Annotated in this window: 13 protein-coding genes; 6 read left to right on the plus strand and 7 right to left on the minus strand. The window is 67.5% G+C overall.

Translation table 11 applies throughout. The annotated features are described in order from the left end of the window. Positions 1-34 precede the first annotated feature (34 nt). A complete protein-coding gene (locus tag AC3FMM_RS10165) occupies positions 35-712 on the plus strand; it encodes a hydrolase (RefSeq protein ID WP_414248501.1) in 678 nt (225 codons plus the stop codon). A gap of 40 nt (positions 713-752) precedes the next feature. Here AC3FMM_RS10165 and mdeB read toward each other — a convergent pair whose 3' ends face one another. Together mdeB and AC3FMM_RS10175 are read right to left on the minus strand one after the other, a co-directional pair. Continuing rightward, positions 753-3449 (minus strand): alpha-ketoglutarate dehydrogenase, encoded by a 2697-nt coding sequence (mdeB, locus tag AC3FMM_RS10170; protein WP_488686535.1) that lies wholly within the window; start codon positions 3447-3449, stop codon positions 753-755. 204 nt (positions 3450-3653) lie between these two features. Next, entirely contained in the window at positions 3654-4325 is a 672-nt protein-coding gene (locus AC3FMM_RS10175) for a GntR family transcriptional regulator (RefSeq protein WP_414248499.1), read from the minus strand. 284 nt (positions 4326-4609) lie between these two features. Between AC3FMM_RS10175 and AC3FMM_RS10180 the strand changes: the two genes are divergently transcribed. From AC3FMM_RS10180 to AC3FMM_RS10200, 5 genes are all read left to right on the plus strand, one after another. Beyond that, positions 4610-5959 (plus strand): MFS transporter, encoded by a 1350-nt coding sequence (locus tag AC3FMM_RS10180; RefSeq protein WP_414248498.1) that lies wholly within the window; start codon positions 4610-4612, stop codon positions 5957-5959. 46 nt (positions 5960-6005) lie between these two features. Continuing rightward, the gene (locus tag AC3FMM_RS10185) at positions 6006-6800 is read left to right on the plus strand and encodes a citryl-CoA lyase (protein ID WP_488686536.1); all 795 of its coding nucleotides are present in this window, start codon (positions 6006-6008) and stop codon (positions 6798-6800) included. Next, positions 6797-8002, plus strand: coding sequence for a CaiB/BaiF CoA transferase family protein (locus tag AC3FMM_RS10190; RefSeq protein ID WP_414248496.1), 1206 nt, complete (start codon positions 6797-6799; stop codon positions 8000-8002). The genes AC3FMM_RS10185 and AC3FMM_RS10190 overlap by 4 nt, the downstream gene beginning before the upstream one ends. A 28-nt stretch (positions 8003-8030) precedes the next feature. Continuing rightward, the gene (locus AC3FMM_RS10195; RefSeq protein ID WP_414248495.1) at positions 8031-8522 is read left to right on the plus strand and encodes an Lrp/AsnC family transcriptional regulator; all 492 of its coding nucleotides are present in this window, start codon (positions 8031-8033) and stop codon (positions 8520-8522) included. A gap of 157 nt (positions 8523-8679) precedes the next feature. Next, entirely contained in the window at positions 8680-9534 is an 855-nt protein-coding gene (locus AC3FMM_RS10200) for a helix-turn-helix domain-containing protein (protein ID WP_414248494.1), read from the plus strand. Positions 9535-9537: 3 nt separating this feature from the next. Here AC3FMM_RS10200 and AC3FMM_RS10205 read toward each other — a convergent pair whose 3' ends face one another. The 5 genes from AC3FMM_RS10205 to AC3FMM_RS10225 form a co-directional block, all read right to left on the minus strand. Next, positions 9538-10158, minus strand: coding sequence for a glutathione S-transferase family protein (locus tag AC3FMM_RS10205; RefSeq protein ID WP_488686537.1), 621 nt, complete (start codon positions 10156-10158; stop codon positions 9538-9540). A gap of 36 nt (positions 10159-10194) precedes the next feature. Beyond that, positions 10195-10668, minus strand: coding sequence for a GlcG/HbpS family heme-binding protein (locus AC3FMM_RS10210; protein ID WP_414248492.1), 474 nt, complete (start codon positions 10666-10668; stop codon positions 10195-10197). Positions 10669-10722: 54 nt separating this feature from the next. Continuing rightward, positions 10723-12003 carry an MFS transporter gene (locus AC3FMM_RS10215; RefSeq protein ID WP_488686538.1) on the minus strand — a complete coding sequence of 427 codons (1281 nt, stop codon included), beginning with the start codon at positions 12001-12003 and terminating at the stop codon, positions 10723-10725. Between the two features lie 87 nt (positions 12004-12090). Next, the gene (locus tag AC3FMM_RS10220; protein ID WP_473704535.1) at positions 12091-13329 is read right to left on the minus strand and encodes an acetamidase/formamidase family protein; all 1239 of its coding nucleotides are present in this window, start codon (positions 13327-13329) and stop codon (positions 12091-12093) included. A 142-nt stretch (positions 13330-13471) separates the two neighbouring features. Further along, positions 13472-14017: a cupin domain-containing protein gene (locus AC3FMM_RS10225; RefSeq protein WP_414248489.1), complete on the minus strand. Its 546-nt coding sequence runs from the start codon at positions 14015-14017 to the stop codon at positions 13472-13474. Between the last annotated feature and the right edge of the window lie 276 nt (positions 14018-14293).

Raw genomic sequence — 14293 nt, forward strand, 5'->3', positions numbered from 1 at the left:
GGTTCACGCATCCCCCTTCCAAAGGAGACCCACCATGAGCAGCCCTGCCAACTTCAACGGCAAGCGCCCGGCCATCGATCCCGACGATACGGCCATGCTGCTGATCGACCACCAGAGCGGCCTGTTCCAGACCGTGGGCGACATGCCGATGCCGGAACTGCGCCTGCGCGCCGCGGCGCTGGCCAAGATGGCGACGTTGTCGAAACTGCCGGTAATCACCACGGCGTCGGTGCCGCAAGGCCCGAATGGTCCGCTGATCCCGGAGATCCACGAGAACGCGCCACACGCCAAATATGTGGCGCGCAAGGGCGAGATCAACGCGTGGGACAACCCGGAGTTCGTCGCCGCGGTGGAAGCCACCGGCAAGAAGAGCCTGATCATTGCAGGAACCATCACCAGCGTTTGCATGGCGTTCCCATCCATCAGCGCGGTGGCCGACGGCTACCGGGTCTTCGCCGTGGTCGATGCCTCCGGCACCTACTCGAAGATGGCGCAGGAAATCACGCTGGCGCGCGTGGTCCAGGCCGGTGTGGTGCCGATGGATACGGCCGCCGTCGCCTCCGAACTTCAGCGCACCTGGCATCGCGACGACGCCCAGCAATGGGCTGAGATCTACACCAAGATCTTCCCGACGTACCAGCTGCTGATCGAAAGCTACATGAAGGCACAGGCCGTGCAGAAGGACGGCGAGGTCCTGGACTCGGCACGCTGAGCCAAGCGTGCGCGGCGCGCGCAAAGCGCGCCGCGCCATCTCACTGCATCGACGGTGCCGGCTTGCCGGCGTCGATGCCGTAGCGCTCCAGTGCTTGTGCAACCAACTCGGCGGGCACCGCGTCCTGCGCCGCCAGCGCCCGCAGCGCCGCCACGCACACATAGGCCCGGTCCACCTCGAAAAAGCGGCGCAGCGACGGCCGGTTGTCGCTGCGGCCGTAACCATCGGTGCCCAGCACGGTGTATGGTGCTTGCACATACGGGGCGATAAGCTGCGGATAGGCGCGCACGTAGTCGGTGGCCGCCACCACCGGCGCTTCGCCGGCCAGCAGCTGCTCGACATGGCTGGGCGCGATGTCCGCTTGGGGCTGGTGCAAGCGCTGCCGCGCCACCTCGCGCGCCTCACGCTCGAGTTCGGCAAAGCTGGTCACGCTGAACACTTCGCTGTCGACCTGCCAGTCCTCGGCCAGCATGCGCGCCGCGGCTTCCACCTCGCGCAGGATCGCGCCGCTGCCCAGCAGCCGCACCTTGCCGCGCCCGCCCCCGTCGGATTGCGCCAGCCGGTACATGCCGCGCACGATGTCGTGCTCCACGCCGGCCGGCATCGACGGCTGCGCGTAGTTCTCGTTCATCACGGTCAGGTAGTAGAAGACGTCTTCCTGCCGCTCCATCATCGCGCGCATGCCGGCGTCGACGATCACCGCCAGCTCGTAGGCGTAGGCCGGGTCATAGGCGCGGCAGTTGGGAATGGTCGCGGCTATGACATGGCTGGTGCCGTCCTGGTGCTGCAGGCCTTCGCCGGAGAGCGTGGTGCGCCCCGCGGTGGCGCCCACCAGGAAGCCGCGCGCGCGCTGGTCGCCGGCCGCCCAGACCAGGTCGCCGATGCGCTGGAAGCCGAACATCGAGTAATAGATGTAGAGCGGCAGCATGGCGGTGCCATGGGTGCTGTACGCGGTGCCGGCGGCGATCCACGACGACATCGCGCCGGCTTCGGTGATGCCCTCCTCCAGGATCTGGCCGCTGACGTCCTCGCGGTACCACAGCATCGAGCCTGCGTCTTCGGGCTCGTACAGCTGGCCCTGCGACGAATAGATGCCGACCTGGCGGAACAGGCTGGCCATGCCGAAGGTGCGCGCCTCGTCGGCGACGATGGGCACCACGCGCGGACCCAGTGCCTTGTCCTTGAGCAGCGCGGTCAGCATGCGCACCATCGCCATGGTGGTCGACATTTCCTTGTGGCCGGCGTTGACGGCGAACTGCCCGTACTGCGCCAGCGGCGGCACCGGCACGGCGTCGGCGCGGCAACGGCGCGCGGGCAGGTAGCCGCCCAGCGCCGCGCGGCGTGCCTGCAGGTAACGCAGTTCCGGACTGTCCTCGGCCGGCCGATAGAAGCGCATCGCTTCCAGGTCGGCATCGGAGAGGTCCAACCCGAAGCGGCTGCGGAACGCCTTCAGCGCTTCGAGGTCGAGCTTCTTCTGCTGGTGCGTGGTGTTCTGCGCCTGCCCCGCATCGCCCATGCCATAGCCCTTGACGGTCTTGGCCAGGATCACCGTGGGCTGGCCCTTGTGGTCGCGCGCCGCGGCAAAGGCCGCATGCAGCTTGCGCAGGTCATGGCCGCCGCGATTGAGCGCGGCCACCTCCTCCGGCGTCATGTGGGCAGCCAGCGCCTTCAGTTCTTCGTTCTGGCCAAAGAAGTGGCTGCGCCCGTAGTGCCCGTCCTTGGCCTTGTAGGTCTGGAACTGGCCGTCCATGGTGGCGGCGAAGGCGCGCAGCAGCGCCCCGCTGTGGTCGCGCGCGAAGATCGGGTCCCATGCGCTGCCCCACAGCACCTTGATCACGTTCCAGCCGGCGCCGCGGAACAGCGCCTCCAGTTCCTGCACGATCTGGCCGTTGCCGCGCACCGGCCCGTCCAGGCGCTGGAGGTTGCAGTTGATGATGAAGGTGAGGTTGTCGAGCCGCTCGCGCGCAGCCAGCGGGATCGCGGCGATCGATTCGGGCTCGTCCATTTCCCCGTCGCCGAACACGCCCCAGACGTGGCGGCCCGAGGTAGCCTGCAGCCCGCGATGCTCCAGGTAGCGCATGAAGCGCGCCTGGTACACCGCCTGGATCGGTCCCAATCCCATCGAGCCGGTCGGGAACTGCCAGAAGTCTGGCATCAGCCACGGATGCGGATACGAACACAGCCCCCTGCCATCGGACTCGCGGCGGAAGTTGTCCAGTTGCGCCTCGGACAGGCGCCCTTCCAGGAAGGCGCGCGCGTACACTCCGGGCGCCGAGTGCGGCTGGAAATAGACCAGGTCGCCGCCATTGCCGGCGTCGGCGCCGCGGAAGAAATGATTGAAGCCGACTTCGAAGATGTCGGCGGCCGAGGCATAGCTGGAAATATGGCCGCCCAGCTCGCCATAGGCCTTGTTGGCCCGCACCACCATGGCCAGCGCATTCCAGCGCACGATGGCGGTGATGCGCTCTTCCATGGCGGCATCGCCGGGATAAGGCAGCTGCCGTTCGACCGGGATGGTGTTCAGGTATGGCGTATTGCCCTGCGCGGGTGTCGATACCCCAAGCGCAGGCGCGACATCGAGCAGCCGCTCCAGCAGGTAGCGCGCGCGTTCCTGACCGCATTGCGCCACCACCGCCTCCAGCGCCTCCAGCCATTCCTGTGTTTCCTGGGGATCGTCATCGTGCTGCCGTGCGGCCAGTGCGAGCAGGCGCGAATGAGGGGAGGCAAGGTTGGTCATGGAAGGTCTCCGTAGGCTTTTTTTTATTCTATGGAGAGGCCTGCGGCACGAGGTGCTGACTTTCCACGCGCAGCTTGCGGGTGACGGCATATGACGCTGCGGCAAGCGCCATTCACGCGCAACGATGCTGCGGCACGCGCGGTTCACCCGCAGCGCGTGCCGGCGCGAGGGCAGCCGCGATGGCGCCGTTGCCCGCCGCCGCGCTTACCGCCTGAAGGAATCCGCCGGCAGGCGGTCGATAAAATCGCTGGCGCGCCTGAGGTGTTCGCGCATCAGCTGTGCCGACTTGTCGGCATCGCCGCTGACGATGGCCTGCGCAATCAGGCGGTGCTCGTTGACCGACTCCTGCAAGGCTTCGCCGTGGATGGCATTGCCAAGCTGGAACATGATCATCGGCAACTGCAGGCGGCCGATGAAATCCGTCAGCTGCGCATTGCCGCACTCGTCGGCGATGGCCTGATGGAAGCGGCGGTTCTCTTCGAAGTAGGCCGCCGGGCTCATGGCATGGTGGTCTTCCCAGATCGGCCGGGTCGCGTTCAGGAACCGCTCGCGCACACAGGCCTCGTCCATGCGCCCGGCCGTGCGCCGCGCCGCCAGCGCTTCGAGTTCGGCACGTATCTCGAACAGCTCCTTCATCTCGGGGTGCGTGTAGCGCCTGACCATGGTGGTCTGGTTCGGGATGCTCTCGACCAGCCCCTCGGCCGACAGGCGGCGGAACGATTCGCGCACCGGACCGCGGCTGACGCCGAGCTCGCGAGTGAGGTCGGCCTCGACCAGGCGCTGGCCCGGCACCAGGCGTCCGCTGAGGATGGCCTGCCGAAGCGTATCGACCACATATTCGAGCGTGTTGCGTGGCGGTGCGGATGGATGGGTCATGGGAAAGGGGCGTTGCTCGCGATAACCCTGATTGTATCCGACGCTGGCGAACATTATTGTCCTACAACATCGTAGCGCTACCTCCAGGTCAAAGCGCCGTTATCGCTACAAGATGTGCTGGCCGTTTTCGCTTGCTGAAAGGAACTGCTGGCCATTTACCGCGTCAGGCGGCGCATCGTCATCCTGCATGACGGTCACGCGCTGATTTGAATTGTCCTACATTAACGTCGAGCAAAAGAGCAGGCGACACGACGCTCTCATCCCGAGACGAAACGGAGACATTGATGGCCGCAAGCATCCAGCAAAGCCCGATCGAGGCTGCCCTGCCCGATCTCGAGAAGTCCGCCTACGACAAAGTGTTCTGGCGGACCGTGCCGCTGTTCTTCGTCTGCTACGTGGTCTCTTACCTCGACCGCGTCAACATCGGCTTCGCCAAGCTTCAGATGCTTGGCGACCTGGACCTGACCGACAACGTCTATGCGCTGGCGGCCAGCATGCTGTTCTGGGGCTATGTGCTGTTCGAGATGCCGAGCAACCTGATCCTGCACCGCGTCGGCGCGCGCCGCTGGATCGCGCGGATCATGATCAGCTGGGGCATCGTCTCGATGTCCATGATGTATATCGGGCCGCTGGCCACGCTGTTCCACACCACGCCGGCAAACGTGTTCTATGTGCTTCGCTTCCTGCTGGGCGTATGCGAAGCGGGCTTCTTCCCCGGCGTCGTGCTGTACCTGAACCAGTGGTTCCCCTCGCACAAGCAGAACCGCGTGCTGGCCGGCTTCATGTTTGCGCTGCCGTTGAGCCTTTGCATCGGCGGACCGGTATCAGGCTGGATCCTGCAGAACATGCAGGACACCCTGGGCCATCGCGGCTGGCAATGGATGCTGCTGATCGAGGGCCTGCCCGCAGTGATCCTGGGCATCGTGGTGCTGACCTGCCTGACCGACTCGGTCGACAAGGCGCGCTGGCTGAGCGCCGAGGAAAAGGCGCTGATCCAGCGCAACCTGGCCACGGAGAACGCGCACAAGGCCCACAACTTTGGCGCGGCCCTGAAAAGCCCGGTGATCTGGCTGCTATGCGCGATTCTCCTGACTATGAACACGGGTTTCTACGGCCTCTCGTTCTGGCTGCCATCGATCATCCAGGCGACCGGCCTCAAGAACGTCTACCACGTCGGCCTGCTGTCCGCGCTGCCTTACGTGGTGGCGGGCGCGTTCATCGTAGCCAATGCCGTGCACTCCCACCGCACCGGCGAACGGCGCCTGCATGCAGCCATTCCGGCCGGGTGCGCCGGCATCGGCCTGATCCTGAGCGCAGCGTTTGCCAGCCAGCTGGGGCTGTCGCTGCTGCTGATCTCGGTCGCGGCAGCGGGCATCCTGGGCGTGGCGCCGCTGTTCTGGATCTTCTCGGGGCGTGCGCTCACCGGCGCGGCGGCGGCTGCAGGTCTGGCCATGATCAACTCGGTCGGCAGCCTGGCCGGCATCACCGGCGCCATGATCACCAATGTCGCCAAGAACGTCACGGGCAGTGTCAACAGCGGCACCTACGTGCTCGGAGCCTGCCTGCTGTTGTGTTGCGCGCTGATCCTGCTGCTGCCGCGCGCCATCGTGTCGGCCGACGCGCCGCGGCGCTGAACGCGGATGCCTTCCGGCCAGCCAACGTTTTCAGACAGGAGAGACCATGGGAACACAAGCTTTGCGATCGGACATGGGATGGAGCACGGCCGAGCGCATCACGGTGCGCGGACTGGACTTGTGCCAGGACGTGCTGGGCAAGCTCGCGCTGGGTGACTTCGCCTTTCTCGAGGTCACCGGCAGAAAGCCGGGCGCCGCCGAGTCGACCGTATTCAACGCCATCCTTGCGGTGCTGGTGGAGCACGGCATGACGCCTTCGGCGATGGTGGCACGCCTGACCTATCTGGGCGCACCGGAGTCGATGCAGGCCGCGATTGCCGCGGGCCTGTGCGGCATGGGCACCACCTTCGCAGGTACCGCCGAAGGCGCGGCGCGCCTGCTGCAGGAGGTCCTGCCCCTGGGCACGGCCCGCGAATACGACATGGCTGAGACCGCCGCGCGGATCGTGCAGCGGCACCGGCAGCAACGGCTGCCGGTGCCGGGCATCGGCCATCCCGTGCACAAGCCGGTCGACCCGCGTGCCGTCCGGCTGTTCGCCATTGCGCAGGAAAACGGCCTGGCCGGACCCTACGTCGCGCTGATGCAGGCGATCTCGCGCGAGGCCGAGCGCGCCTTCGGCAAACCCGGCCAGCTCCCCGTGAACGCGACCGGTGCCATCGGCGCCATCGCCTCCGAGCTCGGCCTGTCGTGGAAGCTGTGCCGCGGACTGGCGGTGGTAAGCCGCGCGGTCGGCCTGCTCGGCCACCTGGCCGAGGAAATCGAACACCCCATCGCCAATACGCTGTGGGTGCGCACCGAAGACGAAGCATCGTCGCACCTCGTGCCGAAGGAGCCACAATGAAGATCCTGCAGAACATCCGCGTCATCGAGATTGGCCGCTTCATCACCGCGCCGCTGGCCGCGCAGCTGCTGGGCGAGCTCGGCGCCGAGGTCATCAAGATCGAATCGCCCAAGGTGGTTGACCCGTTCCGCACCTTCGACGGCGGCATGTACGCGGGGCATTTCCAATCCCATAACCGCAACAAGCGCTCGCTGGCGCTCGACTTTGCCACGCCCGATGGCCGCGAGGTGCTGCAGGAGCTGCTGCGGGACGCCGATGTCCTGCTGCTGAACATGCGGCCCGGCAGCGAGGCCAAGCTGGGGCTGGACGCGGAGCACCTGCACCGGGTCAATCCGCGGCTGGTGCATTGCTCGATCACGGGCTTCGGCGCCGACGGCCCCTACGCGCACCGCCCCGCGTTCGACAATGTCGGGCAGGCGCTGTCCGGCTGGATGTCGATGTTCCATCGCGGCACCGATGCGCGCGTGCCCGGGCCGCCGGTGTCCGACACCATTTCCGGCGTCTATGCCTGCATCGGCATCCTGGGTGCGCTGGTGGAGCGCGCCACCACCGGGCGCGGTCGCACGGTCGAGGTGTCCATGCTCGAAGCGATGATCGCGCTGGCGACCGAGCCGCTGGGACAGCTGTCTGCCTATGGCAGCGCGCCGGAGTTTTACAGCCGCGCGTCGAAATCGCAGTCGTACCTGGTCACGTGCCGGTGCGGACGCCGCATCGGGATTCACCTGTCGTCGCCCGAAAAATTCTGGCAAAGCCTGCTCGATGCCATCGAGCGCCCGGACCTGGCGCAAGCCTATCCGGATCGCATGAGCCGCGTGCAAGGCTATGACGCCATTGCCGCCGAGCTCAGCGCCGTGTTCGCCACCGCCGACCGCGATACCTGGATGGCGCGCCTGCAGCGGCACGATGTGCCGGCGGCGCCGGAGCTGCGCCTCGACGAACTCGAGGATGACGCGCAGGTGCGCCACCTCGGCATCTTCTATCAGATGGAGCACCCTGAGTATGGCGCGGTGCGTGCGGCCAATCGCGCCATCCGCTACGATGGCGACAACGGCAGCGGCTTCCGCGTGCCGCCCGCTTTCGGCGAGCATTCGGTCGAGCTGCTGCGCGAGGCCGGCTTCGATGCGGCACGTATCGAGCAGCTGCTCGCTTCGCGCACCGTCGTCGACCACCACCGGCAGCTCCCTGGCAGCACGCCAGGCTGAGGCCATTGCGGTCAACCGTGATCCTTCCATGATCGAACTCGACAAAATCGACCTCAGGATACTGGCCGAGCTTCAGCGCGACGCCAGCCTCACCAACGTGGAGCTGGCCGCGCGCGTCAACCTGTCGCCATCGCCTTGCCTGGCACGCGTGCGCGCGCTGAAGCAGTCGGGGCTGATCAGCAAGCATGTCACGCTGCTGGATCCGCGCAAGCTTGGCCTGAACGTCAACGTCTTCATCCAGGTCAGCCTGGAAAAGCAGACGCGCGCCGGGCTGGAATCGTTCGAGCGCGCCGTGCTGGCGCTGCCGCAGGTGATGGAGTGCTACCTGATGAGCGGGGATTCCGATTACCTGATCCGGGTGCTGGTGTCCGAAGTGCAGGCGCTCGAACACTTTATCGTCGACAAGCTGACGCGACTGGCCGGCGTGGCCAGCATCCGCTCCAGCTTTGCGCTCAAGCAGGTGAAGTACCAGACCGCGCTGCCGCTGCCCGAACCGGTGCAGAAGAAGCAGGGACGCTAGACGCGCATGCGCTTTGCTGCGGTCTCCGCAGCAACCCCAATTGTTGCCCGCCACACTCCCCCGGTACATTCACGTCGGCCATGCCGGCCGCATCAAGATCGCGGGGCCGGTTGCCCTGCGCAGGCGGGCCGAATGACTGAACCAACAGGAGCAGCAGATGGCAGAGCGGTACCCGGCGCAGATTCTGCAGGGCGAGTTCGGGCGTGCCACGATCAACACGACCGGGCAGGCCATTGTCGAGCACGCTCATCGCGAGTTCAACGTGATCATCAAGCTCAGCGGCGCGGATACGACCTTGCAGTCAGGCGAGGTTTCGCTGTCGGTCGACGACGACTCGGTGGTCCTGTTCAATCCGTGGGTGGTGCACGCCAAGCATCCCAGCGACAACGGCCCCGCCACGATCCTGTCGCTGTTCCTGAACCCATCCTGGCTGGCGAGCGAATTCCCGCACACCGCGCCGCACCTGGATCACCTGTTTCCCGCACCGCGGGTCGCGCTGGTCGACGAACTGCGCGAAACCGTGAAGCTGCTGGTGGCCGCGATCTCGATGCGCTCGCTGGCGTCGCCCGGGCTGTGCGAGGAACGCCTGAAGGCAGTGGTGGACACGGTGGTGCGGCACTATGCGAATCTCGATGCCGCGGGCGCGGCGCTGCGCCATACGCGGCCGAGCGACCGTCGCATCCGCAAGGCCATTGCCTATATCCACGAACACGCTGCCGAGAATCCGAAGGTCGGCGACATCACCCGCTCGGCCGGCATCTCGCGCTCGCATTTCTTTGCGCAGTTCAGCCGCTGTACCGGGGTCTCGCCGCGGCATTACATCGACAGCCTGCGCCTGGGCATCGCCACGCGCTGGCTTGCCACCACGGACCGGCCGCTGACCGACCTGGCCGACGAACTCGGCTTCGGCACCCACAGCAACTTCACGCGCTTCTTCACCCGGCACATGGCGCTGTCGCCGAGCGAATTCCGCCGGCGCGCGACCGATCTCGCGCTGCTGGAACCGCAGTGAACGCTAGGCGCGCCGCTGCCCGGTCATCGGCGTGAAAGCGGCGCGCTGGCCGATGCGGGCGTACCACGCATCCAGCGCCGCAAACTGCGCGCACGCCGGCTCCATGATCTTCCAGAGGTTGTAGCTGATTGCCAGCGGGATATCGGCAATGGTGAAGCGCTGGCCAGCGAAATAGTCGCGCCGCCCGAGCGCGCGGTCGGCCAGGCGCAGCAGCGGCACGATGCCGTCGCGCGCGGCCTCGGTTTCCTGCCCAGTGGGCGGCGTGCTGCGGGGCTTGACCACGAGCACCGCCAGCGCGCGCACGGCCGGCGCCAGGTGCGCGCACTGCCAGTCCATCCATTGATCGATGGTGGCGCGCACGCGCAGATCGTCCGAGGTCAGCCGCCCGTGCGGATCCCTGGCGGCCAGGTAGCGCAGGATGGCATGGGACTCCCAGATGGCATGGCCGTCGTCTTCGAGGGTCGGCACGCGACCGTTCGGATTCCTGGCCAGGTATTCGGGCGTGTCGGTGCCGCCGGCGGCACCGCCGGTTTCCTTCAGGACATAGTGCAGGCCCAGCTCTTCGCAGGCCCACAGCACCTTCTGCACGTTGGGCGAGCCGCGGTGGCCCCAGACAGTCAGCATGATCCTCCTTTCGATGGCGATGGTGATGGCGATGCGCTATTGCGCGCGCACGGGCGGCGTCACCGAGCCGCCGATCGACTCGATCGCCCGCGTCAGCGTCTCTTCCTCGAGCTCGGCCTGGCCGCCGCTTGCCGCCACCGCCCCGACCAGCGTTCCCTCGACCCAGACCGGCAGCGAGCCGATCGCAGGCAGCAGCGGCGCGCCGTATCCCAGCGAGGCGATATTGCCCCACACCATCGGATGGTCCACATAGCGCTGGCGCAGCGCGCGCCCCGACTGCCCGCCGGTGGCCACGCAGGCAAAGGCCTTGCCGCGCGCCACTTCCATCGTGACAAAGGGCGCGCCGTCCATGCGCGCGGCGGCAACCAGGTGCCCGGCGCTGTCGACCACGACAAAGCTCAGTGCGCTGCCATGGGCTTGCGCCTGCCGCATGGCGGTTTCAAGGATCTGGCTGGCCTGCCGGTAGCTGATCAGCGTGAGGCAATTTGGATGGGATTGTTCGGTGTCCATGGGTCTCTCGTGTTGCAACGTCTTGAAGTCTTTCCCGCTATCGCGGCATGTTGGCTAGCGGATCGCCGCGCGGAAGGTGGCGGTGCGGCTCAGCAGCAATACCGACACCGCGGCCACGACGGCGGGCACCGCGATCGCGCCATAGATGCTGGCCGGCGGCCACTGCCATCCGACCAGCAGGCCGACGCCGAGCGGGCCCAGCACCGCGCCGATGCGCGCCACCCCCATCGACCAGCCGACACCCGTGGCGCGCACGCGTTCCGGATAGAGGCTTGCCGACAGCGCCAGCAACGACCCGCCCGCGGCGGAAGAGAAGAATCCCGCCAGCGTGGCCGCGATGGCGACGGCAGCGAAGCTGTGCGCCAGCGCGCCCAGGCAAGCGATCGACGCGGCCGCCGCCGTCAGCGCCACCATCAGCGCGCGTGGCGGCGACACGTAGCGCAGCGCGGCGCTGATCAGCACCGTTCCGGCGACGCCGCCGGCGTTGAGCAGGCCCAGCATCGATGCGGCCATCGACAGGCTCCAGCCGGCCCGCTGCAGCAATGCGGGAGTCCACACGCCCACCACCACCAGCACCGTCCAGGTCATCCAGCAGGCCAGCCACAGCCACAGCGTGGCCGTGCCGCGGCCCTCGCCGAGCAGCGTGCGCAGCGGCGCCACGCGCTGCGCGCGGCCGGCATCGGGTGTGGCGCTGCGCCGCACCTCGCGCGATTCCGGCAGCAGCCACGCCAGCACCGGCACCAGCAGCAGCGGCGCCGCCCCGCCCAGCAGGAAGATCACCTGCCAGCCGAACCGCTCCAGCGTGAAGGCGCTCAGGAACGAGCCCGCCATGCCGCCGATCGGCACCGCCGCCCACAGCAGCGTGACCACCCGCGCGCGCAGCGCGGGCGGCGTGAACTCCGACGCCAGGCTGATGAAGTTGGGCGCCACCCCGCCCAGGCCGATGCCCGCCAGGATGCGGATCAGCAGCAACTGGCTGTACGAACCCGCCAGCGCGGTGCCCAGCGAACTGAGTGCGATCAGCATCGTTCCCGCCACCAGCAGCCGCTTGCGGCCAAAGCGGTCGCCCAGCGCGCTGAAGGTCACGGCGCCGATCAGGAAGCCGATCTGCGAGGCACTGAAGAGCGAGCCGAAGGCCTGGATGTCGATACCGATCGACGCCGCCATGGCATCGGCCGCGGGACCGACGGACTGGGTATCGAAGCCGTCCAGGAAGGCCACCAGCCCGCACAGCACGTAGACGCGCCAGGGCAGCCGCTGCGCGGCGCCGGGCGCCGCAGTTGCAACGTCCGCTTGCTCGGCGCGGATTTCAGGTTGAAGAGAGACCATGGTCATGTGCCCGGGCTTATCGGGCATTGGTAGCGGGCATTGAAGTAGGCAAGGAAAGATGCCTGCGATGCGCTGCAGGCCCGTCGGCAAGCACTAGGCCCCGGCGCGCAGGGATTGCGATATCTGCGCCTGCCGCGCCGCGCTGAAGATGCGCTTCGGCAGCATGGCCTGTACCACCTTGGGCGACTGGAAGCGGTAGTTGCTCTGGGTCTGGTTGGCGTACTGCGTCACGTGGAAGCCGCCTTCGATACTGCAAAGCGCATACACGTCGTGCCAGGACAGCCCGGTCGCCGCGCTGACCCAGCCGATCATCTGCCTCAGCCCGGCGGTAAGCGCGTCTTCCAGGCTTGACCCCGAGCCGAGCACGATCCAGTGCGTCGGCGTTTCGGCCACCGGCGCGCTCAGCGCGATGCGCTTGTGCAGCACGTACTGGATGCGCAGGTCTTCCATCGCGGTTTCGATGCCGGTCTGGTTGACCGCGCCGTCCCCCTGCGCCGCGTTCGAGTCGCCGGTCCACATCCTGGCGCCGGGCACCTGCACCGACACAAACAGCGAGGTGCCCTCGACCAGTGCCGGCAGCGACAGATTGCCGCCATTGGGGCCCAGCAACAACGCGCTGGTCGGCTTGTCGCCGGCGGGCTGTGCCGCGATCGCGCCTTGCGCCGGCGCCAGCGCGATGCGCACGCCGGGCGCGAATTCCGCAAAGCGCCGCTCGGCATCGAAGCGGAAGTAGTGCAGGTACGGTTCCTGGAAATCCCCCGGCAAGGCCCCCATGCCCTTTACCGTCGAATTCCAGCCCCAGTCGATCGGCCGCAGACGCAGCATCCTGCACTCGATCACGTCCCCCGGCATGGCGCCCTTGATGCTCACCGGCCCCACCAGCGATTGCGGGCCTTGCGGATAGCGCTTGCGCACCACGTTGCGCTCGGCGAAGGACATGCCGTACTTGGCTTCATTGCCCCAGTGCACCCACGTGTCGGGGTAATGCACGACATCGCCCGATTCGATCTCGAGCACCGGCGGGGCGGCCGGGTCCATCTCGCCGACGCGCACCGTCTGCGGCGTGGAGCGCAGCGTGTGTACCTTGCCATGCTGGTTCGGGTCGAACACGCGCACGTGGCCGCCCTCGCCCTCCGCTGCGTTGGACGATGCGGCGCGGGCTCCCGCGCCCGCCAGCATCGACGCCCCGCCGATGCCAGCCAGCTTCAGCATGCCGCGCCGGCTGAGCGCGGCGCTGAAACCTGCCGCGAGCTGGCGGATGGCGTCGCGTTGCGACGCGTCGGCGTCATCAGAGCCATTGGCCTGGCCGATGTTGCTTGTCTCTGTGGTCACTTGCTTTCCCCCCAAGTTTTCTCCGGTCGAACGCTGCCGGTCCCGGCGCTGCGGTCGCACGTGGCGATCGGTCCCACGATACCTGCGGTGGTGCGGCAGCCACTGCCCGGTGCGTCGGCTCGCTTATCAGATCGTCCGATTTTCAGAGCGGCGCCGCGCCGCGTGCGCCGAGCACTACGGCGGCAAGCCAGGCGCGTTCGGTCCCGTGGTTCAGCCAGCGATGGCGCACCCCGTTCTGGACCACCGTATCGCCCGCCTGCAAGACAGTCGCGACGCCACCGTCGAGCTCGAGCGTGATGGACCCGCTGAGCACCACGACAAAATCGATCGACTTGGTCGCATGCATGCCCGGCACCTCGGGGTCCATCAGCTCCAGCAGCCCGGGAATGTCGCGCTCCATCTCTTCCCTGGCCCGCTCCGGGTCGGCCGGCGGTTGGGCGCGCAGGACCTCGGCCAGCGGCGGCACGCTGAAGACCGAGAAGTGATAGCCGCCCGGCGGCGGCGAGAACTTCGGCGCCGCCGACGGTTCGCCCGGATTCGGCACGGCGGGCGCTGCCGCCGCGCCCCACAGCGGCACCGTGGTCACGCCGCCGGCCAGCGCCGGCGCGCGTTCGGGCACTTCGATGTCGGAGGCGATCACCGCCTTGCCGCGCTGCAATCCTGTCACTACCCGCCTGACCGTCTTCATGGTTCGTCTCCTGGAGCGTCGCACTGTTGGCATGCCGGACTGGCATCGGCTGATCCCGCCATCGCCTGCCCGCTTCTGATGCAGCGCGAGTCTAGGACGTAACCGGCCATGCGCGGCCATGCCCGGCACGCGCCCACGAGATTTTTGGACTGCGGGTTAAACCTGCGGGCTATCCGGTCACGTCGATTGGCTGCTGCGCGCTTACGCTCGGTCCTCAACGGCGGCGGGCTGCCGGCCCGCAACACACGATCCCGGCCAGCCGGTTTGCTCCGCCTT

This window comes from Cupriavidus sp. 207A1 (genome assembly GCF_057798955.1).

What these genes read in the sequence shown, in the direction of transcription:
- AC3FMM_RS10205 (WP_488686537.1), bottom strand. Translation starts at nt 10,158, where the DNA reads ATGCTGACTGTCTGGGGCCACCGCGGCTCGCCCAACGTGCAGAAGGTG.
- mdeB (WP_488686535.1), bottom strand. Translation starts at nt 3,449, where the DNA reads ATGACCAACCTTGCCTCCCCTCATTCGCGCCTGCTCGCACTGGCCGCA.
- AC3FMM_RS10190 (WP_414248496.1), top strand. Translation starts at nt 6,797, where the DNA reads ATGAAGATCCTGCAGAACATCCGCGTCATCGAGATTGGCCGCTTCATC.
- AC3FMM_RS10225 (WP_414248489.1), bottom strand. Translation starts at nt 14,017, where the DNA reads ATGAAGACGGTCAGGCGGGTAGTGACAGGATTGCAGCGCGGCAAGGCG.
- AC3FMM_RS10200 (WP_414248494.1), top strand. Translation starts at nt 8,680, where the DNA reads ATGGCAGAGCGGTACCCGGCGCAGATTCTGCAGGGCGAGTTCGGGCGT.
- AC3FMM_RS10210 (WP_414248492.1), bottom strand. Translation starts at nt 10,668, where the DNA reads ATGGACACCGAACAATCCCATCCAAATTGCCTCACGCTGATCAGCTAC.
- AC3FMM_RS10180 (WP_414248498.1), top strand. Translation starts at nt 4,610, where the DNA reads ATGGCCGCAAGCATCCAGCAAAGCCCGATCGAGGCTGCCCTGCCCGAT.
- AC3FMM_RS10185 (WP_488686536.1), top strand. Translation starts at nt 6,006, where the DNA reads ATGGGAACACAAGCTTTGCGATCGGACATGGGATGGAGCACGGCCGAG.
- AC3FMM_RS10215 (WP_488686538.1), bottom strand. Translation starts at nt 12,003, where the DNA reads ATGACCATGGTCTCTCTTCAACCTGAAATCCGCGCCGAGCAAGCGGAC.
- AC3FMM_RS10195 (WP_414248495.1), top strand. Translation starts at nt 8,031, where the DNA reads ATGATCGAACTCGACAAAATCGACCTCAGGATACTGGCCGAGCTTCAG.
- AC3FMM_RS10175 (WP_414248499.1), bottom strand. Translation starts at nt 4,325, where the DNA reads ATGACCCATCCATCCGCACCGCCACGCAACACGCTCGAATATGTGGTC.
- AC3FMM_RS10165 (WP_414248501.1), top strand. Translation starts at nt 35, where the DNA reads ATGAGCAGCCCTGCCAACTTCAACGGCAAGCGCCCGGCCATCGATCCC.